18 protein-coding genes are annotated in these 22407 nt (G+C 72.0%); 15 read left to right on the top strand and 3 right to left on the bottom strand.

Annotated elements, in window-relative coordinates:
- Window positions 1-21: 21 nt before the first annotated feature.
- Genes AB0J33_RS25795 through AB0J33_RS25780 form a run of 4 tightly spaced genes read left to right on the top strand, consistent with a single transcriptional unit; the run spans window position 22 to window position 5431 of the window.
- Entirely contained in the window at window positions 22-1122 is a 1101-nt protein-coding gene (locus AB0J33_RS25795) for a DUF559 domain-containing protein (protein WP_363616762.1), read from the top strand.
- Window positions 1119-1811 carry a hypothetical protein gene (locus tag AB0J33_RS25790; protein WP_363616760.1) on the top strand — a complete coding sequence of 231 codons (693 nt, stop codon included), beginning with the start codon at window positions 1119-1121 and terminating at the stop codon, window positions 1809-1811. Before AB0J33_RS25795 ends, AB0J33_RS25790 begins: the two co-directional genes overlap by 4 nt.
- Window positions 1808-5089, top strand: coding sequence for a DUF87 domain-containing protein (locus tag AB0J33_RS25785; RefSeq protein WP_363616758.1), 3282 nt, complete (start codon window positions 1808-1810; stop codon window positions 5087-5089). Before AB0J33_RS25790 ends, AB0J33_RS25785 begins: the two co-directional genes overlap by 4 nt.
- 9 nt (window positions 5090-5098) lie before the next feature.
- Entirely contained in the window at window positions 5099-5431 is a 333-nt protein-coding gene (locus AB0J33_RS25780; protein ID WP_363616756.1) for a putative quinol monooxygenase, read from the top strand.
- A gap of 30 nt (window positions 5432-5461) precedes the next feature.
- Here AB0J33_RS25780 and pdxY read toward each other — a convergent pair whose 3' ends face one another.
- The 3 genes from pdxY to AB0J33_RS25765 form a co-directional block, all read right to left on the bottom strand.
- On the bottom strand, window positions 5462-6313 hold the full coding sequence (gene pdxY / locus AB0J33_RS25775) for a pyridoxal kinase PdxY (RefSeq protein ID WP_363616754.1): 852 nt from the start codon (window positions 6311-6313) through the stop codon (window positions 5462-5464).
- A gap of 176 nt (window positions 6314-6489) precedes the next feature.
- Window positions 6490-7284, bottom strand: coding sequence for a serine protease (locus AB0J33_RS25770; protein ID WP_363616752.1), 795 nt, complete (start codon window positions 7282-7284; stop codon window positions 6490-6492).
- A 157-nt stretch (window positions 7285-7441) separates the two neighbouring features.
- Entirely contained in the window at window positions 7442-8458 is a 1017-nt protein-coding gene (locus AB0J33_RS25765) for a LacI family DNA-binding transcriptional regulator (RefSeq protein WP_363616750.1), read from the bottom strand.
- A gap of 300 nt (window positions 8459-8758) precedes the next feature.
- On the opposite strand from AB0J33_RS25765, the gene AB0J33_RS25760 reads away from it, so the two are divergent.
- The 11 genes from AB0J33_RS25760 to AB0J33_RS25710 all read left to right on the top strand — a co-directional run bounded on the left by AB0J33_RS25760 (window position 8759) and on the right by AB0J33_RS25710 (window position 22143).
- On the top strand, window positions 8759-11113 hold the full coding sequence (locus AB0J33_RS25760) for an AbfB domain-containing protein (RefSeq protein ID WP_363616748.1): 2355 nt from the start codon (window positions 8759-8761) through the stop codon (window positions 11111-11113).
- 427 nt (window positions 11114-11540) lie between these two features.
- A complete protein-coding gene (locus tag AB0J33_RS25755; protein WP_363616746.1) occupies window positions 11541-12833 on the top strand; it encodes a cytochrome P450 in 1293 nt (430 codons plus the stop codon).
- Between the two features lie 262 nt (window positions 12834-13095).
- Window positions 13096-13578, top strand: coding sequence for a helix-turn-helix transcriptional regulator (locus AB0J33_RS25750; RefSeq protein WP_363616744.1), 483 nt, complete (start codon window positions 13096-13098; stop codon window positions 13576-13578).
- A gap of 253 nt (window positions 13579-13831) precedes the next feature.
- Entirely contained in the window at window positions 13832-16222 is a 2391-nt protein-coding gene (locus AB0J33_RS25745; RefSeq protein WP_363616742.1) for a nitrate- and nitrite sensing domain-containing protein, read from the top strand.
- 16 nt (window positions 16223-16238) lie between these two features.
- Window positions 16239-16643, top strand: coding sequence for a roadblock/LC7 domain-containing protein (locus tag AB0J33_RS25740; protein WP_089021419.1), 405 nt, complete (start codon window positions 16239-16241; stop codon window positions 16641-16643).
- A 52-nt stretch (window positions 16644-16695) separates the two neighbouring features.
- Window positions 16696-17889 (top strand): ABC transporter substrate-binding protein, encoded by a 1194-nt coding sequence (locus AB0J33_RS25735; protein ID WP_363616740.1) that lies wholly within the window; start codon window positions 16696-16698, stop codon window positions 17887-17889.
- Window positions 17886-18782, top strand: coding sequence for a branched-chain amino acid ABC transporter permease (locus AB0J33_RS25730; protein ID WP_363616738.1), 897 nt, complete (start codon window positions 17886-17888; stop codon window positions 18780-18782). The genes AB0J33_RS25735 and AB0J33_RS25730 overlap by 4 nt, the downstream gene beginning before the upstream one ends.
- Window positions 18779-19798, top strand: coding sequence for a branched-chain amino acid ABC transporter permease (locus AB0J33_RS25725; RefSeq protein WP_363616736.1), 1020 nt, complete (start codon window positions 18779-18781; stop codon window positions 19796-19798). The genes AB0J33_RS25730 and AB0J33_RS25725 overlap by 4 nt, the downstream gene beginning before the upstream one ends.
- Complete coding sequence (locus AB0J33_RS25720) at window positions 19795-20538, top strand: ABC transporter ATP-binding protein (protein ID WP_363616734.1); 744 nt, start codon at window positions 19795-19797, stop codon at window positions 20536-20538. The genes AB0J33_RS25725 and AB0J33_RS25720 overlap by 4 nt, the downstream gene beginning before the upstream one ends.
- Entirely contained in the window at window positions 20538-21308 is a 771-nt protein-coding gene (locus tag AB0J33_RS25715) for an ABC transporter ATP-binding protein (RefSeq protein ID WP_363616732.1), read from the top strand. Before AB0J33_RS25720 ends, AB0J33_RS25715 begins: the two co-directional genes overlap by 1 nt.
- 31 nt (window positions 21309-21339) lie before the next feature.
- On the top strand, window positions 21340-22143 hold the full coding sequence (locus AB0J33_RS25710) for a methyltransferase domain-containing protein (RefSeq protein WP_363616730.1): 804 nt from the start codon (window positions 21340-21342) through the stop codon (window positions 22141-22143).
- The last annotated feature ends 264 nt before the right edge of the window (window positions 22144-22407 follow it).

Genomic DNA, 22407 nt, shown 5'->3' with positions numbered 1-22407 from the left:
TCGGTGTCGTAGGGTGCCGGCATGGCGCACCCCGTCCGGGCCGACGGCGAGGCCAACGGGGCGTGGTGGGCCACGTTGCCGTCGCTGCGGGTGAGCCACCTGCCAGTCGACCCGCAGCTGCTGCGAGTGGCGCTCGACCCGTTGCCGCTGGCGGCGCCCGCGATCGTGCACTACCGGCCCACGGTGGTGGGTTCGCTCGGCGACCTGGTGGACGCCCTGCTCGACCAACTGGACACCGCGGCGCTCACGATGTTTCCCAGCTGGCTGGCGGGCGCCGACCGCATCGACAGCGCAGGCACGCTCGGCGTGGCGGCGGTGCGCGCTCTCGCGGTCCGTGCCGCCGCCCGCTCCCGGCACTTCGGCCCGTTCCTCGCGGACCTCGCCGAGCGCGGGCTGCGCGGTCCCCGCACGCCCGTCGATCGGTCCCGGTTCGCCCCGGAGGTACGCGCCGCCGGGCTCGCCCGGGTGATCGCCGAGGCGTACGACCGGGAGAACTGCGTGCTCGTCGTCGCCCTGCCCGAGCTGGAGACGGACGCCGAGCGGACACTGGTGGCCGCCGCCGAGTGGCTCGTGCGGCACGGCGGCTTCACCGTGTGGCTGGCCGGCGGGCCGCTACGCCACGCCGACCGGGTGCGGTCGGTGCCGATCGAGGTGCCGGCCCGGTTCGCCGGGCTGGCCAGCGCCATCGAACGGGCTCCGGCCGCCACCGCCGAGCCCGGGTCGACGGTGTTGGCCTGGCCGCCGATCGCGGGCGTGCCACGCGGTGACAGCGCCGCCGAGCAGGCGCTGGAGCGCGCGCTCGCGCCGCACGACTGGGCGCGGGGCCGGCGGTGGAACCAGACCTACGAGTGGCACGTCCTCGGCGTGGCGTACCGACTGGATCTGTTTTGGCCCGCGGAGGGTCTTGCGGTCGAGGTGGACGGCCCGGAGCATCGTGGACGAATCGCTTTCGCCAACGACCGGCGGAGAGACGTGCAGCTGCAACTCCTCGGGCTGGACGTGCTCCGCTTCACCAACGAGCAGGTGCTCACCGACACGCCGGCGGCGGTCGACGGGATCCGTCGGCTGCTGGCCCGGCGACGCGCGGGCGGCACGCACCCCCACGGAGATGAGACATCATGACGAGCCCGGCGGACGTCCCGCACCTGACGCCGAACCAGATCAACGCCCTCGTGGTGCTGATGGTCGAGGCGCGCCGACTCACCAACGTCGAGCTGCGTGAGCTGGCCGGTTTCACGCTGACCGGAAAGGACAACACGAAGCTCGTCGACCTGGGCCTGGTGGACACCGACCGGACGCACCGGCCGTTCGCCCACGAGCTGACCGACGAGGGCTGGCGGGTGGCCCGTCAGCTGCACACCTCCGCGCCGCCGAAGCAGGGTGGCTCGACCACCCGGTCGCTCTTCGTCGTGCTGTCCAACCTGCACCGTTCGCTGGACCGGCTCCGGGTCAGCCACGGCGACTTCTTCAAGCAGACCGATGAAACGGCCCCGGCGACCGGCGAGCCACCGCACCAAGCACCGACGGCGGCGGCACCCGCATCCGCGGCGGAGGTGGAGGCGCTGGTTCGGTCGGCGTATCGGGATCTGGCCAGCACGCCGGGCGCCTGGGTGGGCCTCGCCGACGTCCGGGACCGACTCGCCGACACCGACCGGGCCGCCCTGGACGCCGCGTTGCGGGCGATGGTCGGCCGGGAGGACGTCCGCATCATCCCGGTGGCGAACACCAAGTCCCTGACCGCACGGGACCGGGCCGCAGCCGTCCGCATCGGGAACGAGGACAACCACGCCCTGGCGATCGGCCCGGCATGATCTCGGACGACCAGCGGACCGCGCTGGAATCGGTGAGTCTCAACCCGGCGGTCACCCCGGACGACGTCTGGCGACCCAGCCCGCACAACGTGCCGGAGCTGCACGAGAAGGTGGCCGCGGAGATCCTGCGCGGGGTGGCACGGGCCCGCACCGACGACACGAGCATGCCGCTCGGCGTGGCCATGCAGGGCCGCGCGGGCGCCGGCAAGACGCACCTGCTCGGGGCGGTCCGCGAACAGATCCAGCGCGACGGCGGCTACTTCTTCCTGGTCGACATGGTCAGCGGCAAGACGTTCTGGGAGAGCGTCGCCCTGGCCCTGGTGGAGGGGATGGGCCGCCCGCACGTCGGCTGGGGCACCCAGCTGAAGACCTTCCTGCGCCGACTCACCACCCAGCTCGGCCTGCCGGTGGAGGTCCGCGACGCGGTCGCCGGCGCCCGACCGGTGACCCGCGCGCAGCTCGACACCTTCATCTGGGCACTGCGCGAGCGCGATCGTGAGGTCGGACGGGACGCCCAGGACACCGCTCGGGCGCTCGTCCTGCACGGCGCCGTCGACTTCGAGGCACAGGACGTCGGTTACGCCCACCTGATCTCCGAACCCGGCGACCCGGCCGCCCGCGCGGCGTGGGGCTTGAGCGCCGCGATCCGTACCCCGCAGCAGGTCGTGCAGGACGTCTCCCGGCTGATGGCGCTGGCCCTGGATCCCACTGTCATCGCCGTGGACCAGCTCGACACGCTGTTCGCCCAGACCAGCACCTCACTGCTCAACCAGCACCAGGGGCTGGAGGACGCCCAGGCAAAGGTGCTCGGCCCGATCGCCGACGGCCTGCTCAAGCTCCGCGACATCACCCGACGCACGCTTGTCGTCGTCTCGTGCCTACCGGACACCTGGGTGCTGATGACCCGCGCGGCGCCCACTCCGGTCGCCGACCGCTTCCGTACGTCGACCCTGCCGGATCGGATCCCCACCCCGGAGATCGGGCAGGCGATCGTGGCGAAGCGCCTCGCTTCCGCGTTCGCGGGTATGTTCTTCGGGCCACCGCACCCGACCTGGCCGATCGCTCCCGCCGCCTTCGCCGACGCCCCCACCCTGACACCACGCGCCCTGCTGCGCCGGGTGGACCGCCACATCGCCTGGTGCCGGGACCGCGACGAGGTGGTCGAACTCGACCGGCTCATCGACGGCACCGAGTCGGCGCCGACGACGGGCACCGTCCGCAGGGAGTCCGGCGAGCCGACGACCGATGAGCGCCGTCTGCACGAGTTGGACGCACGCTTCGCCGAGTTGGTCGCAGCCGCGGACGTGTCCGCCGCCCTCGGCGCGGCCAGCGAGGACGCGCACATGCCACCGCTGCTCGCCGCCGGACTGGCCGCCTGGATCGCCGAGCAGGCGCCGACCGGCGCCACCTACAAGTACGATCCGCCGCCCGGGCGCAAGCCCGCGCTGCACGGACGGCTGATCGAGGTGCTCGACGAGGCCACCGAGAACGAGGCGCACTGGTGCTTCCGGGCCATCGCGCACTCCAACGCCGTCGCCGTCACCGCCCGGGTGAGAGCCGCCTGCACGCTTGCCGGACTGGACCGGGACCTGCCCCAACGACGGCTGATCCTGCTGCGCAACGGTCCGTGGCCGACCGGGAAGCGTACGACGGAGGTGTTGACCGGTTTCGACGAGGCCGGCGGCCTCCGCTGCGCGGTGTCGGAGGCGGACCTGCGGGTCTTCGAGGCGCTGCGGGTGATGGCGGCCGAGCCGTCCACGGCCCTGCAGGAGTGGCTGGTGGCCCGGCGCCCGGCCAGCGGCACCGAGCTGTTCCGCGCGGTCCTACCCGGGCCCGACGGTACGCGCGGCAGCGCACCGCCGACGGCTCCCGACGACGGCGACCCCCCGGCAGGTCCCGACGACGGCGGCCCGCCGGCAGCGGCCGAAAACGGCGACCCGCCGTGGGAGGGCGCCGATCCCGATCCGACCACCGCGCCGGTCGCGGACGTGGCCGATCGGCCGTCGGACGGTGCGGCCGTGGGCGGTGACGCGGTCGGCGCCGCTGGTCAGGCCATCGGGCTGGGGCGGACGGTCGACGGCGGCCACCCGTTCGTGGTGCCCCTGGAGTCGCTGCGCCGTCATGCCGTGGTCTTCGCCGGGTCCGGCTCGGGCAAGACGGTGCTCATCCGTCGCCTGGTCGAGGAGTGTGCCCGCGAGGGTGTCTCGGCGATCGTGCTCGACCCCAACAACGATCTCGCGCGGCTCGGTGACGCGTGGCCCGAACCGCCGGACGGTTGGGGTCCCGGCGACGCCGAGCGCGCCAACGACTACCTCACGCACACCGAGGTGGTGGTGTGGACGCCCCGGGTCACCGCCGGTCGGCCGCTGAGCTTCCAGCCACTGCCGGACTTCACCTCGCTGCGGGACTGGCCCGACGAGTTCGACCAGGCCGTCCGCTCGGCCGTGGAGGCGCTCGCGCCCCGGGCCGGCGTGGACCGCTCGGGCCGGCTCGCGCAACAGGGCAAGGCCGTTCTCACCGAGGCCCTCCAGGCGTACGCGCGAAGCGGGATGGTGGGCCTGCCCGGCTTCACCGAGTTCCTCAGCGACCTGCCCGAGGGGGTCAGTCGGTTGGCTCGTGGCGGGAAGCTCGCCGAGGAGTTGGCCGAGGCGCTCAAGGCCGCGATGGTCACCGATCCGCTCTTCGGCGGGGTCGGCGCGCCGGCCGACCCGGGGCTGCTGTTGACGCCGTCGCCGGGACGGCGGGCCCGGGTGTCGGTGATCAGCTTCGTCGGCCTCACCTCCGACCAGGAGCGGCAGAGCTTCGTCAACCAGTTGCAGATGGCGCTCTTCGCGTGGATCAAGCGGCATCCGGCCGGTGACCGGCCGCTGGGTGGGCTGTTCGTGATGGACGAGGCGCAGACGCTCGCGCCGTCGACCGGCACCACCGCGTGCACCGCCAGCTCGATCGCGCTCGCCTCGCAGGCCCGCAAGTACGGGCTCGGGCTGGTCTTCGCCACCCAGGCGCCGAAGGGTCTGCACAACCAGATCTCCGGCAACGCGACGACCCAGTTCTTCGGGTTGCTCAACGCGCCCGCGCAGATTGACGCGGCCCGGCAACTCGCCGAGGCCAAGGGCGGCAGACTGCCGGACATCGGCCTGCTCAACAGCGGTGAGTTCTACGCCGCCGGGGAGGGATTCTCGTTCGTCAAGGTCCGTACCCCGCTGTGCCTCACGCACCATCCGAAGGCGCCGTTGAGCCCGGAGGACGTCGTCGCCCGCGCCCGCCCAACTGGGTAACCTGGGGCCATGATCTTCATTACCGCCAAGTTCCGGATCCTGGCCGAGCACGCCGACCGGTGGCCGCAGATCGCCGCCGAGTTCACCGAGGCGACTCGCGCGGAGCCGGGCTGCCTGTGGTTCGACTGGTCGCGCAGCGTGGACGATCCAACCGAGTACGTGCTGGTCGAGGCGTTCCGTGACGATGAGGCGGGCGCGGCCCACGTGCAGTCCGCGCATTTCCGCGCGGCCCAGGAGAAGCTGCCGCCGCACCTGGCCGAGACGCCGCGCATCGTCAACGCCACCGTGCCGCAGGAGGACTGGTCGCTGCTCGGCGAGATGGCCGTCGCCGAGGGCCGCTGACCGCAGCCGGTCGGTGGCTCTCGGCCGCCGTCAGCGCAGCCGGCGGGCGGTGAACCGGGCCGGCGGGTCGGCGATCACGTCCTGTGCCGCGATCAGCTGGATCTCCCGGGTGCCCGCCGCGAGCGTCGCCTCCAGGACGGCGAAGACGGACGCGATGGTGCGTTCCAACGCGGTCGCGGGCGAGCCGGTCGTGTACAGGTGCGCGAGGTACAGCGCGGCGGTGACGTCGCCCCCGCCGTTCGGGTTGATTGGCAGGAGCGGCGTGGTCACCGCCCAGGCGCCCTCGTCGGAGACCGCCACCACCTCCAGCGAGTCCGGCGGCAGGTCGCCGTGCAGCACGCTGGTGACCAGGACGTGCCGCGGTCCGGTCGCCCGCACCAGGTCGACCGCGTCGAGCACCTCGGCCAGCGAGTTCGTCGTACGGCCGGCGAGGAAGTCGAGCTCGAAGTGGTTCGGCGTGATGATGTCCGCCCGCGGCACCACGGTGTCCCGCAGGTACTCCGGAATGCCGGGCCGGACGAACATGCCCCGACCGGCGTCGCCCATCACCGGGTCGCAGCAGTACACCGCCGCCGGGTTGGCGGCCTTCACCGTCGCCACCGCGTCCAGGATCACCGCGCCCACGGCCGGGTCGCCCTGGTAGCCGGAGAGCACCGCGTCGGCGCTGCCGAGGACTCCACGGTCCCCGATGCCGGCGATCACCTCGGCCACGTCGGCCGCCGGCAGAACCGGGCCCCGCCAGGCGCCGTACCCGGTGTGGTTGGAGAAGTGCACGGTCAGGACCGGCCAGACCTCGTGCCCGAGCCGTTGCAGCGGAAAGGCCGCCGCCGAGTTGCCGACGTGACCGTAGGCGACCGACGACTGGATGGACAGGATCTTCACCGGGTCATTCTCGCCGCTGCGACCGGCGCCGCACGCACGGCCCGCCATTTCTGTCGGCTGGCCCACTCGCCGCCCGCCGAGGCGCTCCGGTGCGCCAGTCGCCGCCCGCCTGGCCGGTACGGCACGAGCGGGCGGCCCGGACCTCGTCGTCCGGGCCGCCCGAGCGGGCGTACGGGTCAGCCGCCGAGGCTCGCCGCGGCCGAGGCGATGGACGAGGCGAAGTAGCTCACCTGGGTGTAGACACCCGGGTAGTTGGGCCGGGCGCAGCCGTTGCCCCAGCTGACGATGCCGACCTGGATCCAGGCGTTGCTGGCGTCGCGGCGGAACATCGGGCCACCCGAGTCGCCCTGGCAGGTGTCCGTGCCGCCGCTGGCGTAGCCGGCGCAGATCTCCTCGGCGGGGATGAGGTCGCCCCCGTAGTTGGAGTTGCAGACGGAGTCGCTGACGAACGGGACGGTGGCCTTGAGCAGGTACCGCTGCTGGCCGCCGCCCTCACGGGCGGCGCCCCACCCGGCGACGGTGAAGGTGCCGCTGTCGTAGGCGGTCGTGGTGGCGATCGGCAGGGTGCCGAGCCCGGTGACGGGGCTGGCCAGCCGGATCAGCGCCCAGTCGCGGCCGGCGCCGTTGTAGCCGGGGGCCCGGTAGACGTAGTTGGACCGGACGGTGATCCGGCTGGACGACTGGAGGTCGACCGTCCCGAGCGTCGCGGTGATGCTGCTGTTGCTGCCGGTCGAGCCCACGCAGTGTGCCGCGGTGAGCACCAGCCGGGGGCTGTACAGCGCCCCGCCGCAGCCCATCGAGAGACGCACCATGAACGGGAACTCGCCCTGAGCGGCGCGGGTGCCGCCGACGACGGTCGGCGTCACGGGGCTGTCGGCCGCGGCGGCCGGCGCGGTGAGGGTGAGGCTGGCCGCGGTCACCGCGGCCAACGCGGTGGCCAGCAGGCCAGTGAGGGTACGCCAGCGAACCATGCATTCCTCCGCATCGGGATGGCACGCCTCGTGAGCGCACCGCAGATCGAGATAGCGGTCATCATATTGAGAGATATGGATCTAGTGGGTCATCCTCTCTGGGTCGTACCACCGACGCTATGGATCTCGCGGCACGGCGACCCGGCCGCAGCCGGCGTCAGTCGCCCGGCGTACCGGTGCTCTCCCGTCGGACGAGCCGGAACGGCGTCTGCACGGTCAGCGGCCCCGCCACCTCCGCACCCTCGATGCGGGCGACCAGGCGGCGGACCGCGAGACGGCCGATCTCCCGCTTGTCCGGCGCGATCGTGGTGAGGGTCGGCGCGCTGAACCGCCCCTCCTCGATGTCGTCGATCCCGACCACCGCGACGTCCTCGGGCACCCGGTGACCGGCCTCGGCCAACGCCCGCAGCGCGCCGATGGCGACCAGGTCGTTGTAACCGAACACCGCGTCCGGCGGGTCACCGAGGGCGAGCAGCTCCCGCATGGCCCGTCTGCCGTCGAGTCGACCGAACGCGTCGGTGCGGGCCACCAGCCGCGGGCGGTACGGCAGGCCAGCCGCCGCCAGGGCTTCCCGGTAGCCGCGGACGCGCAGGTGCGCCGACTGCCGGTCACCGCCCGGGGTGGCGCCGATGAACGCTATCCGGCGACGGCCGATCGCCACGAGATGCCGGATCGCGGCGTGACTGGCGGCCACGTTGTCGATGGCGATGTGATCGTGCGGCACGTCGTAGACGCCCTCGCCGATCAGCACGAGTGGGCCGCCGGCGGTTCGGGCCAGCACCTCCTTCCGGCCGACGCGCACCGGACTGAGGATCAAGCCGTCGATGATGCGCCGCCGCGAGCCGTCGAGAAGCGCCAACTCGGCACCCCGGTCCGCGGCGGTGTTCTCCATGACGAGGGTGTAGCCGAGCGCGGCGGCCTCGGCGATGGCGATCTCGGCCAGCTCGGCGAAGTAGGGGTTGGTCAGTTCCGGGACGGCCAGGGCGATCAGGCCGGTACGGCCCCGACGCAGGTGCCGGGCGCCGAGATTGGGGCTGTACCCGAGTTCGTCGATCGCCTGCTGCACCCGCTGCCGGGTCCGCTCCCCCACCGGCCGGTATCCGTTGACCACGTTGGAGACGGTGGCCAGCGACACGCCGGCGCGTTGGGCGATGTCCTTGAGGTTGACGCCCATCCCCACCCTTTCGCGAATTCGGCCGGCGGGCCGGCGACCGGCGGGCCGGCGACCGGTGGGCCGGCGACCGGTGGGCCGGAGGAACATTGACGAACAAGGATTGACGGGACACCCGGCACGGCTCTATAACGTTATACAGGCGATGATGGATGTCAATATTCGGTCGCCGTTCGGCGCGTGGAAAGCGCACCGACATCCGTCGCTGACGCCCGTCCCCCGTCAATGACCACCCGATGCCCACCACCCGCGCGCTTCGGGCCTGGCTGCACCGCCCGCGGCGACTCGTCCCCCGGAGACGGCATGACACGTCACGTCCCCATCCGCCCCGCCCTGCCACTGCTGCTCATCCTCGCCCTGGTCGCCGGCGTTCTCGCCGCGCCAGCCCGGTCGGCGTACGCCGCGCCGGCCAAGACGCCGCCGCTGACCACCCCCTGGACCAGCCAGGCCCTGGTCGGCACACCACTGCCCGAGTACCCGCGACCCCAGATGACACGGCCGGACTGGCTCAACCTCAACGGCGAGTGGCAACTGCGCCAGTCGAGCACCGACGACGCCCCACAGTTCGGCACCGACCTGCCCGAGCGGGTCAACGTGCCCTTCCCGGTGGAGAGCGCGCTGTCCGGCATCGGGCGGGCCGCCAACGACAACCGCAACTACCTGTTCTACCGACGCACCGTCACCATCCCGGCGAACTGGTCGGGCCGACGGACCCTGCTGCACTTCGGCGCCGTCGACTGGCAGAGCACCGTCTGGGTCAACGGTGTCCGGGTCGGCGCGCACACCGGCGGCTACGACGCCTTCACCTTCGACGTGACGCCGCAACTCACCACTGGGGCGAACGAGATCGTCGTCAAGGTCTGGGATCCCACCGACAGCCGGCAGAACGGGAGCCTGCCGGCCATCGGCAAGCAGACCAAGACACCCGGCGGGATCTTCTACACCCCGAGTTCGGGCATCTGGCAGACGGTCTGGCTGGAGCCGGTGCCCGCCGCCTCGATCAGCAGCGTGGACGTCTACCCGAACCTGAGCACCAACACGCTGCGGGTCCGGGTCTTCACCCGGGGCGTCGTGAGCGGCCACACCGTGCTCGCCGAGGCGCTGAACGGAAGCACTGTGGTCGGCTCGGCCACCGGCGGCTTCACCGACTTCAGCGTGCCGGTGCCCAACGCCCGCCGCTGGTCTCCCGACGACCCGTTCCTCTACAACCTCCGGGTGACCCTGCGCAACGCCGCCGGTGCCACCGTGGACCGGACCACGCACTACTTCGGGATGCGGGAGATCACCACCGGACTGGTCAACGGCGTGCTGCGCCCCAAACTCAACGGCCAGTTCGTGTTCCAGGTCGGCACCCTCGACCAGGGCTTCTGGCCGGACGGGCTCTACACCGCGCCGACCGACGCCGCCCTCGCCTTCGACCTGCAGAAGCACAAGGACCTGGGCTTCAACATGGTGCGCAAGCACATCAAGGTCGAACCGCAGCGCTGGTTCTACCACGCCGACCGGCTCGGCCTGCTGGTCTGGCAGGACATCCCGTCACTGACCGCGCAGGACATCGACCCCACGGACGCTCAGCAGGCGCAGTTCGAGGCGGAGGCACGCGAGATAGTCGACGAGCACCGCAGCTCTCCCGCCGTGGTCGCGTACACGCCCTACAACGAGGGTTGGGGCGACCGATCCCTCGCCGACACCCGCCGGGTCGCCCAGAACATCAAGAACCAGGACCCCACCCGGCTGGTGAACCCGCACAGCGGCCACAACTGCTGTCAGTCCCTCGGCAACCCCGGCAACGGCGACATCGACGACTGGCACGTCTACCTCGGACCGGACTCCCCCGTGCCGTCCAGTAGCCGGATCGCGGTGCTCGGTGAGTTCGGCGGCCTCGGCCTGCACACGCCGGGCCACGAGTACAGCCCGAACGGCAGCTTCTTCGCGTACGAGTGGCAGAGCAGTGCGAGTGCCCTCACCGACCGGTACGTGGGGCTGGTGCAGGGCACGCAGAACCTGATGGTCGGCAAGGGGCTCAGCGCGTCGATCTACACCGAGATCACCGACCTGGAGGGCGAGCTGAACGGCTTCCTCACCTACGACCGGCAGGTGATCAAGATGGACCAGGCGCGCGTCCGCGCTGCCAACACCGCCTTGATCAACGCCTCGAAGTCCCTCGGCGCTTCGGGTCCCGTCGCTCTGCCGGTCAACACCCGGCGGTCGTTGCAGGTGACCACGCCCGGCTTCACCAACCGGTACCTGCGCCACCGCGACAGCCTGGCCTACACGGAGGTGGTCGACGCCGCCAGCCCGGCCGTGCTCAAGGCCGACGCCACGTACACCATCCGGGCCGGCCTGGCCGGAACCGGGTGCTACTCGTTCGAGTCGGTGAACTTTCCCGGGCAGTACCTCCGTCACCAGAACTCCCGGGTCCGCAACTCGCCGGACGACGGCTCGGCGCTTCTGCGCGCCGATGCCACCTGGTGCGCACGTACCGGCCTGACCGGTTCGGGCGTCTCGCTGGAGTCGTACAACTTCCCCGGCAAGTATCTGCGGCACTACAACGCGGAGGTCTGGCTCAGCAACGGCACCGGCGGCGACGCGTACAACACGCCGACACTGTGGACCGCCGACAGCACCTGGGCCGTCGCGGCCCCGTGGACGCCCTGACCGCTGCGCTGGCAGGTCGTCACGACGTACGTCGCGGGGGTTCCGGCCTGGCTGGACCCCCGCGACGCGTCGACGTCCCGCGGGCCGTTCGTAGCGGCCGGCCCGCGGGCCGGCCGCGGCGTCACTCGCCGTCCCGGGGGTCGTTTCTCCGGTCATGAGGGAAAGTGGCGGGTCTACTCCACCGTCCGAGTGGGGCCGACCGCGGGCAAGGACCGCGCCGCAACTTGCATCCGGCCAGATCCTCTCGTCTGTTGCAACACGCAATTATGCGGAGCAGTAAATAGACGAAAACCAATCTTGACTTGTCCGGCCGGTCAGCGCACCGTAAAGAGCCAGAGGCAGATGCACACCATTATCGGCCCGGCTGAAGTGGATCGCCAAATGGGGGCGCTGCCGGTTTCGCGCCGTGTGCACCAGGAGGCGTTCCATGCGGTTGAATCCGTTTACCGGGGTCTATCTCACCGATCCAGCAAGCATGTGGCGGCGCATTCTCGACGATCCCGACGGGGTGCATTACGCCGAGGATCTGGGCCTGTGGTTGATCAGTAGGCACGCACACGTCCGGCGCGCCCTCGCCGACGCCACGACTTTCGCCAACGCCCTCACCCTCGCGCCGGTCTACGAGGTGTGCCCGCCGGCACTGAACGTGATCATGCAGATCGACGCGCCACCCACGACGGCCGCCGCGGACCCACCCGCGCACCCGCGCACCCGCCGGGCCCTCCGGGCGACCTTCGCCAACACCGCCGAGCGGGTCGAGGCCGAGTACGGGGCGATCATCAGGCGCCGGGTGGACCAACTGGTGTCCCGTCTCGCCGCCCGCGACGGTGACCAGGTCGACCTGATCCCGGAGTTCGCCACCGAGCTGCCCCTGCTGGTGGTCCTGGACATCCTCGGGGTGCCCGACGCCGACGTCGGTCGGATCCGGAGTTGGGCGGACGGCCAGATCGCCCTCATCTGGGGGCAACCCGACCCGGCCGAGCAGGTACGTCTGGCGCAGGGCCTGCTGGAGTTCTGGCACTACTGCGAGGATCTCGTCCACCAGCGGATGGACAGTGGCGACCGGGGCGACGACTTCATCAGCCGCGCCCTGGCCTACCGGGACGACGACGACACGGTGCTGACGGTGCCCGAGGTCGCCAGCCTGGCCTTCAATCTCCTGGTCGCGGGCCACGAGACCACCGCCGGGTTGCTCGCGCACGCCCTCGACCAGGCGCTGTCCACGCCCGAGCGGTGGACGGCGATCGCGGCGGACCCCGGGTGCGTCTCCGCGTTCGTGGGCGAGACGCTCCGCTTCGCGCCCGCCATCGACGGTTGGCTCCGGGTGACCACCCGGGACGTCACCCTGGGAAAGGTGACGATCCCGGCGGGGGCGCGCTGCCTGCTGTTGATCGGGGCCGCGAACCGGGACCCCGCGGCGTTCGCCGACCCGCACCGGTTCGACCCGCACCGGTCGGATGTGGGCAATCACCTCTCGTTCGGCCACGGTCCGCATTTCTGCATTGGCGCGGGATTGGCGCGACTTGAGGCCGGCATCGCCCTCACCCGACTCGCGGAAGCCATTCCCGGCCTACGACTGTCACCCGAGCAACAGCGCTCGTACAAGCCCAATGTCGCGTTCCGCGCGCACCGCACACTGCTCGCGCTAATCGATATCACGCCAGCCGCGGACGCACCGTCGACACGGGATGGAACGACGGCCGAAGTGCACGCCGCCTGACAGCGCCCCAGCGCCAGCGGTGTTGACCTGCGGACCGGTCGAGTCTCCGGGCGGGACGGCGTTGCCCGTCCCGCCCGGCGCACCGCCGGGCCCGCGACGCGTCCGTCACGCACCTTTCCCGCTTTTCCGGGAATCCATGCCGGCGAACGTCTTCACACCCATCGCATCCTGGGTTAAGAATTGCCATCTGTGAATATTCAGCTCATCGGCCAACCTCGATCTGGTGCCTGCCGCTGAATGTCCGTTCCACGAAGGTGAGCGCATGGAGCACACGTCCTCGTCGAGCTCGGCTCCCTCTGCGGCCAGTCAGCGGTTCCGCTGGGAGTTGCGCAACTGCCGCGTACAGCGGGGCCTGACCCAACGGGCGCTGGCGGATCTGGTGCGATTCAGCCGGGAGACGGTGGCCGCGGTCGAGTCGGGTCGCCGGTTCGGCAGTCACGAGTTCGCACTGCGCTGCGACGACGTGCTCGGCACCGGCGGCCGACTGGCCGCGCTGTGGCCGCAGGTCGCGGCCGAGCAACTGGCGGCCGACGGTCGCCGGGGGCCGCGCGATCCGGAGGCGGCCCGGCTGGATCGGCCGGCGCCGCGTCAGCGTGATCGGCGTGACGCGCGCGACCCGGGCGCCGTGGTCGACGCGATCGACGAGCTGCGGGAACTGATCGGCCAGGTGCTCAACGGCCAACCCGAACCGGACGACCCGGAGCGACGGCAGCCAGCGGCCGGCCAGCTCGACGACCAGCGCTGACCGGACGGACCCCACGCGATCTCGCGGCGTCACCGGGCGCTGACGTTGGGTACAGATGCTGGTACGGGCAGTTTGTACCACGGCCAGGTCTGGTCTACGAGCGCGGCTTCCGGCCGAATGGGACTTGCATTCGGCAACGTGCGGATAGACCGTCATCGACGAGTCGTGGGAGACAATCTTGGCGTCGAGCACCCGGTCCCACGCGGCCAGACCCTACCCGACCCGGCGACGCGGTTGGAAGATTGCCGGCCGGATGCGCCTCATCGTCGCGGCCCCGCTCGTCGCCGTGATCGGCTTCGCCGGTCTCGCGCTCACCGAGAGCGCGCGCCAGACGGCCCGCGCCAGCGACCTACAGGTCCTGGCACAGGTCGGCGCCGAGGCCGGCGACCTGGCCTATCGGCTACAGCGCGAACGCATCGCCGCCGCCGACCTGCTCACCTACGCCCGGCCCGAGCAGCAGGACGCCTTCGGCGCGGAGATGACCGCCACCGACGCCGCCGTCGCCCGCTACCGCGCGCAACGGGACCGGCTCTCCGCCGACGCCGACGCCAACTCGACCCTCCTGCGACGTATCGACGCGGCCCTGGACGGCCTCGCCCCGCTGCGCACCCAGGTACGCACGGCCACGCACGCGTCGGTGTCGGCGATGACGTTCAGCTACCGCATCGCCATCGCCGATCTGATCAACTTCCGGGAGAACGTCTCACACGGCGTGGTGAACGCCCGGCTCGCCGACGGGATCCGAGCTTCGGCCGCACTGTCCAAGACCGCCGAGGCCATCGGTCAGCAACAGGTGGCCGTGCTGCGTGCGGTCGCCGGCGGCGAGCTGACCCCGGCCATGCAGCAGGACATCACCGCGGCCCGGACCAGCTACACCGAGTCGAGCCTGTCGTTCCTCTCCCTGGCCCCACCCGAGTGGAGCGTCTGGTGGGAGCAGGCCGGCACCGGCAAGGAGGCGCTCGCCCTGCAACGGATGCAGGACGAGGTGTCCCGGGCCCAGCCGGGGTCGCAGCTGCAACTGGAGACCGCCGCCTGGGTGTCCACCACGCAGACGCGCGCCGCCCGGCTGGCGGACCTACGCGCACGGGTCGACGACGCGGTCCGTGCGGACGTTCGGGCCGCGCACGCCGACCAGCGCCGCCGGGCCGTCGCCGAGGCCGCCGGTGTCCTGCTGGCCCTGGTGCTGACCGCGCTGGTGACCTGGGCCGTCGCCCGGCAGATCACCCGGCGGCTACGCCGCCTGCGCGACGCCGCCAACGCCGTGGCGTTCGAACAGCTGCCCGCCGTGGTGGCCCAACTCCAGCAGCCCGGCAGTGCCACCGTCGACCCACACCGGCTGGCCGAGCAGCAGTCCAGTGCCGCCCTCGAACCGTCGAGCGACGACGAGATCGGCGAGCTGGGCCAGGCGTTCAGCGCCGTGCACCAGGCCGCCGTGCGGACCGCCGCCGAACAGGCCGTCATGCGGGCCAACACCGCGGACATCTTCATCCATCTGAGCCGCCGCGAACAGCGACTCGTCGACGCCGTCCTGGCCCAGGTCGACCTGGTCGAGCGGGACGAGACCGACCCGGACCGGCTCGACCAGCTGTACACGCTGGACAATCTGGCGACCCGGATGGGTCGGATCAACGCCAGCCTGCTGGTGCTCGGCGGCGTCGGCGTCGGTCGCGTACGCCAGCGTGACGTGCCGCTGCAACAGGTGCTCCAGGCCGCGCTGTCCCAGATCGAGCACTACGCGCGGGTCCGACTCGGCATGATCGACGGGGACGTCGCGGTGGCCGCCAAGACCGTCGACGAGGTCGTGCACCTGCTCGCCGAACTCATGGACAACGCCACGACGTACTCACCGCCGGGCAGCGAGACCTGGGTCAGCGGCCGGAGCCTGGGCGACCGGGTCATCGTCCAGATCAGTGACGAGGGTGTGGGGTTGTCCCCGCAGCGGATGCAGCAGCTCAACGAACTGCTGGCCCGCCCACCGGCCATCGACGTGGCGGCGGTACGCGCGATGGGACTGGTCGTCGTCGGTCAGCTCGCGGCCCGGCTGGGCGCCACCGTCCAACTGCGACGCGGCCCCCGACGCGGCATCCTCGCCGAGGCGACACTGCCCGCGGCGATCATCCGGTCGCTGCCACCGGAGGAGTACCTGCTCGCGCCCGGCCGGTTGTCGCGGCGGGCAGCGCGGACGGCCAACCCTCCGCCGCCGTACCAGCCGCGCCCCGAACCCACCGCCGGACGCCCCCCGGCCGAGCGGACCCTGCCGGCCGCACCGGTGTTCCGACCGGCTCCCCCACCCCCGGACCGGGGTGACGCGCCCACCGAGGAGCTCCTCATCTTCGAACAGGTCAACCACTGGTTCCAGACCGATGTCGTGGACGGCCGCGACGGGCAGCAGTGGTCCAGCCCCGCCGACGACGCCTGGCGCACAGCCGCCCAGGCAACCACCCCCGAGGTCGCCACGACCACCAACTCCGGCCTACCCAAGCGGCAACCGCAACGGCACCTCGTGCCCGGCGGCGTGACCGTGCCGCAACAGCAACAACGGTCCGAGTACCGCGACCCGGCGCAGGTGGCCACGGCGATGGCCGCGTACGCGCGGGGCGTGGCGAACCGACGACGCACCCCGATCAACCTCGGCAACAAATGACGCGACAGGAGAGCATGTGAGCGACCAACAGGATCTCGGCTGGCTGCTGGACAACTTCGCCGCGCGCGCCACCGAGGTCAGCCATGCGATCGCCATCTCCAGCGACGGGCTGATGGTGGCCGCCACGCGCGACCTGCCGCCGGACCGGGCCGACCAGTTGGCCGCCACGGGTAGCGGGCTGGTCAGCCTGTTGCGGGGGGCGGCGGCCTTCTTCGACGCCGGCGCGGTGATCTCCAACGTCACGCAGCTCGAAGGCGGATTCATGTTCTCGATGGCCTTCAACGACGGCGCTTCGCTGCTGGTGCTCGCCGCTCCCGAGTGCGACGTGGGCAAGGTCTCCTACGAGATGACCGAGCTGGCCAACCGCATCGGGGACGCCCTCACCCCCGCTGCCCGAGCGGCACTCGCCCGCAGCCGCTGACAACCCCGGCGCCCCCACGCCGGAGACCCTTCCCCTTTCCCTGGAGTAACAGATGCCTCTCATCACCTCTTGGCGCAGCCGTGCCCTCACCGCAACGCTGCTCGCAGCCGTGTTGACCACCGGCGCGGCCTGCGGTGACGACCCTGCGGGCACGAGCGCCGGCGGCACGATAAAGATCGGCCTGCTCGCCTCACTGTCCGGGACGTACCAGGCGGTCGGCACGGAGATCCGCGACGGCTTCCAGCTCTACCTGGACACCCACGACGGCAAACTCGGCGGTCGACAGGTCGACCTCGTCGTGGCCGACGAGGGCAACGGAGCCCAGACCGCCGTCCCGGCGGCGACCAAACTGCTCAAGCAGGACCGCGTGTCCGCGCTCACCGGCATCGTCGGCGGCGGCTCGGTCGCCGGAGTCACCCCGCTGCTGAACGAGACCAAGGTGCCCCTCGTCGGCTCGAACGGCCGGCCGGAACTCAAGGACGTCTCCCGGGTCTGGCACACCTCGTACCTCTCCGACGAGCCCGGGGCGGCGATCGCCCAGCACGTCCGCGACAACGTGAAGGGATCGGTGTACGCGATCGGCCCGGACTACCAGGGCGGTTGGGACGAGCTGCGCGGTTTCACCGACGCGTTCGGGAAGATCGGCGGGAAGCTCGCGAACACCGACGGCAAGACGACCTTCACCCCGTTCCCGGCCACCACCAACTTCCTCCCGTACTTCGCCCGGATCAAGGCATCCGGCGCGGCGGCCGTCTACACCTTCTACGCCGGCAGCGCCGCCGTCGACTTCGTGAAGCAGTACGCGCAGTCCGAGATCAAGGACGTTCCGCTGTACGCGGCCGGGTTCCTCACCGAGGGCGGCGTGCTCAACGCACAGGGCGATGCGGCCCGGGACATCTACTCGGTGCTCAACTACTCACCCGACCTGGACAACGCGGAGAACCGCGCCTTCGTGGCGGCGTGGAAGGCCAAGCACGACGGATCACCGACGACCTACGCGCTCGCCTCGTACGACGCCGCGGCGGTGCTGGACCGGGCGATCGGCGCCGCCGGGAGCGACCCGACCCCCGAGGCCATCAACACGGCCATCGGCCAACTCGGCCAGATCGCCAGCCCGCGCGGCACCTGGCAGTTCTCCACCGTCACCCACTCCCCGGTGCAGAAGTGGTACCTGCGGCAGGTCCGCCAGGACGGCCGGGCGCTGTCCAACACCGTCGTGGGTGACCTCGCGACCGTCGGCCGGTGATAGTGGTGGCGGCCGGCACGAACCGGATCGATCCGTACCTGATTCCGGCGTTGGACGGGGTCGCCTACGGGCTGCTCGTGTTCGTCGCCGCGTCGGGTCTGGTCTTCTGTTTCGGCGTCGCCAACATCCTCAACCTGGCGCACGGAATGCTCTACGCGATCGGCGGGTACACGGCCGCGGCGCTGCTCGACGGCGGCTGGGCGAGCCTGGCGTTGGCCCTCGCCGTCGGTGTGTTGGCCGCCGCGGCGGCGGGGGTGCTGCTGGCCGGCCTGCTCACCCCGGTCGCCACCGGCAACCACCTGAGTCAGGCGCTGCTGACGTTCGGTGTGGCGTTGGCCGGCGGCAGCCTGCTCGTCGCCGGCTTCGGGCCCGACGACCCGCAGGTCCAGGTACCCGCCGCCCTGGAAGGGTCGGTGCTGGTCGCCGGCCACCGCTACGCCGCGTACCGACTGGTCTTCATCGTCGTCGCCGCGCTGCTCGCGGCCGCGCTCTACCTGGTGGTGCGGCGCACCCGGGCCGGGATGCTGGTGCGGGCGGCCGTGGACGACGCGGAGATGGTCGCCTGCCTCGGGGTGAGTCCCGCGCGGATCCGGGCCGGTGTGCTCGCCGCCGCCGGTGCGCTCGCCGGTGCGGCGGGGGTGCTGGGCGCACCCATCATCGGCCCGGGCACGGACACCGCCGACACCGTGCTGCTGCTGTCCCTGGTGGTCGTCGTCCTCGGTGGGCTCGGGTCGATGGCGGGAACCCTGCTGGCCGCGCTCGCGATCGGCGAGATCCAGACGCTGGGCGTGGCGCTCCTACCCTCGGCCGCACCGTTCCTGCTGTTCGCCGCGATGGCGGCCGTGCTGGCCGTGCGGGCGCGGGGCCTGGTCGGAAACTGGCGGGCGGCATGAGGGACGAGGTGATCCGGCGGGCCCGGGGCGGCATCGCGGCACTCGTGCTGGCCGGCCTGGTCGTGGCGCCGTGGGCGGTCGACGACTACACCACGTCGATCCTCGCCCGGACGCTGGCGCTGGCCCTGGTCGGGGTGAGCGTGGCCCTGCTCACCGGCGTCGCCGGCATGCCCACCCTCGGTCAGACCGCACCGTACGCGGCGGGCGCCTACGCCTGCGCCGTGATCGGCAGCCGGATCTCCGACGTCGGAGTGGTGCAGCTCGTCGTCGCGGCGGGCGCGGGGGCGGCGCTCGCCGCGCTCACCGTGCCGCTCGTCGTGCACGCCCGAGGGGTGATCGTCCTGATGATCACCCTGGCCATCGGGGAACTCGCCGTCATCCTCCTCGGCCGGTGGCGATCGGTTACCGGCGGCACCGACGGGTTGGCCGGTATCCCCGCGGTCCGCCCGTTCTGGGGGCTCCCGCCCCTGGCCAGCGATCAGGCCCGCTACCTGTACGCCCTGGTCGTGGTGGCCACGCTGGTCGGCGCGGTGCTGGTGCTGCTGCGTACCCGGGCCGGGCTGCTGCTGCGGGCCGGTCGGGACGACGAGACGCGGCTGCGCGCCAGCGGTCACCGGGTGCCGCTGCACCTGTCCGGCGCGCACATCGCCGCCGGGGCGATCGCCGGCGCCGCCGGCTCGCTCCTGGTCGTCGTCCAGCAGTACATCTCGCCCGCCGATTTCGGCTTCGACACGTCCGCTCTGCTGCTGCTCGGTGTCGTCATCGGTGGCACCGCCTCGGTGGGCGGCGCCCTGGTGGGCGCGGCGTTGGTCATCGCCGCCCGGGACTGGCTGTTCGGGGCGTTGCCCGGGCACGCACCGCTGGTGCTGGGCGCGCTGTTCGTGGCGACGGTCTATCTGCTGCCCGGCGGCGTCGACCGGGCACGGGGCCGGTTTCGCCCACCGAACGCCGCGGCGCACCAGCCGGACCCGCCAGCCACCCATGATCAGGCCACCGTCCCGGAGCTGCGCCGATGACCTGCCTGCTCACGGCCCAGGATGTCGGCGTGCGGTACGGCTCACTCGTCGCGCTCAACGGCGTCGATCTGTGCGTTCACGACGGTCAGCGGCACGCGTTGATCGGCCCGAACGGGGCCGGCAAGACGACCCTGCTCAACGTGATCGGCGGGTCCACGAAGCCACAGCGCGGCACGGTGCGGTTCGACGGGCGCGATCTCGGTCGGCTCGGCCCGGCGGCTCGGGCGCGGCGGGGCATCAACCGGATACACCAACGACCCGCGGTCTTCGCGACGCTCACCGCGACGGAGAACGTCGTGGTGGCCGCGCTGCCACGGGTCGTCCCACGGCACCGGTGGCGGCCGGGCGGACGCCGGCGCGCCGCGCAACACCGGGCGGGCCCACTCCTGGACCAGATGGGCCTCAGCGCCGTCGCGGCGGTGCCCGCCGGGCACCTCGCACACGGGCAACGACGCCAGTTGGAGATTGCCATGGCCCTTGCCGGTCGCCCCCGCCTGCTGCTGCTGGACGAACCGGCAGCCGGGTTGTCCGCCATCGAGGTCGGCCGGCTGGTCGAGTTGCTCCAGGCGCTACCCAGGTCGGTCGCCGTGCTGCTTGTCGAACATCGACTGGACCTGGTGTACGCCCTCTCCGACACGGTCACCGTGCTGCGGGACGGTCGGACACTGGCCGCCGGCACGCCGGACGAGATCCGTGCCTCGCCGCTGGTGCGGCAGGCCTACGCAGACGGGGTGGCCTGATGCTCACCGTGGATCGCCTCTGCGCCGGCTACGGCGGGGGCATCGTCCTGCACGACGTCAGCCTGCGGGTGCGCCCGGGCAGCATCCAGGCCGTGGTGGGCCGCAACGGGGCGGGCAAGAGCACCCTCGTGCACACGATCGCCGGGCTGGTCCGGGCCGCCAGCGGTCGCATCGAGATCGGCGGCGTGCACGTGGCCGGCCGGCAACCGCACCGCATCGCCCAGTCCGGTGTCGGCCTGGTCCCGCAGGGCCGGCGGGTCTTCTCCCGACTGACCGTGGCCGAGCACCTGCACCTGGCAGCCGCGCCGTGGCGGGCCCCCACCTCCGGCGGCGAGGGTTGGACGGTCGCCCGGACCCTGGAGCTGCTGCCGCGACTGGCGGTGCGGCTGCGGCACCGCGGCTGCGAACTCTCCGGCGGTGAGCAGCAGATGCTGGCGATTGCCCGTGCGCTGCTCGGCCAACCCCGGGTGCTGCTGCTCGACGAACCGTGTGAGGGCCTCTCGCCCGATCTGGCGGCGCGGGTCCGCGAACTGGTCAACGGTCTCGCCGCCGACGGTCTGACCGTGCTGCTCGTGGAGCAGCAACTGCACCACGCGATCGAGATCGCCGACCGGGTGGCGGTGCTGGAGTACGGCCGGGTGGTCTACGACCGACCGACTGCCGAGGCCCGCCGCGATCCCGCCCCACTGGCGGCGATGTTGAGCGTCGCCGCCGCCGCGCCGCCCCCGGCCAACCGATCGACCCCTCGGCTCTGGGCCGACACCCCGTAGTCACCCGACCAGCTCGGAAAGGTAGACACCGATGGCAACCGCGACGAGCGACGACACGTACACGTTCGACAACGGCGCACCGGACGCTGTTCCCCAGATGCACGCGCTGGAGTCCTTCCTGGATCCGATCACGACGCGTCGGCTGGCCCGCCCGGTGCTGCGACCGGGCGCGACCTGCTGGGAAGTGGGGGCGGGTGGCGGCTCGATGGCCCGGCGGATCGCCCGCGCGGTCGGCGGCGACGGTCACGTGCTGGCCACCGACATCGACCCCACACACCTCGTGGCCGAGGGCAACCTACAGGTACGCCGGCACGACGTCCGCACCGAACCGCCGCCCGGGGACGCGTTCGACCTGATCCACGCGCGGCTGGTGCTGCTGCACCTCCCTGATCGACGACGGGTCCTGCGCACGCTCACCGGCGCGCTGGCGCCCGGCGGGTGGCTGGTGGTCGAGGAGTTCGACTGCACGGCGCCGCAGCGGGTACTGACCGCGCCGACCGACGACGCCGCGAAGCTCTTCGCGCAGGTGATGGACGCGATGATGGGTGTCCTGGAGGATCACGGCGCCGACCTCGGGTGGGCGCAGGACGTGCACACCGAGATGGCCCTCGCCGGTCTGACCGACCTGGACACCATCACCCACTCGCAGAGCTGGGCCGGCGGGTCGACCGGAACGTCGCTCTACGAGACCAACTCCCGCCAGTTGGAGCCGGATCTGCTGGCCGCGGGGTTGTCGCCCAGTCAACTGAACGCCTTCCGGCGGTTGTTGCGTGACCCCGGGTTCGCCGTCATGTCGTACCACTTCGTCTCCACGCGGGGTCGCCTGCCGAGCTGAGCAGGCGGACCACCGCGCGGAGCGCGGTCGCGCCGTCCGTACCTCTCCCGCCGCAGCACGCCCCCCGCTGCCTGCCGGACAGCCCTACGGAGGCGACTGACCGCACCGGCCGGGCTCCCCGTGCGGGGAGCCCGGCCGGCCCGTGTGCGGTTCGATCACCGCGTGGGCGACGGTGTCGCGGTCTGCGCGACGCCCTCCTGCCACCACCCGCGAAGCCGTATCCCGCCGCCCACACCCTTCGGCTCACGTCCCCGACGGCGATGC

Origin of the sequence: Micromonospora sp. NPDC049645 (assembly GCF_040675155.1) — a bacterium.
Classification (GTDB): domain Bacteria; phylum Actinomycetota; class Actinomycetes; order Mycobacteriales; family Micromonosporaceae; genus Micromonospora.
The sequence above is the reverse complement of the archived record's forward strand: the minus strand, read 5'-3'. Positions and strand labels throughout refer to the sequence as shown.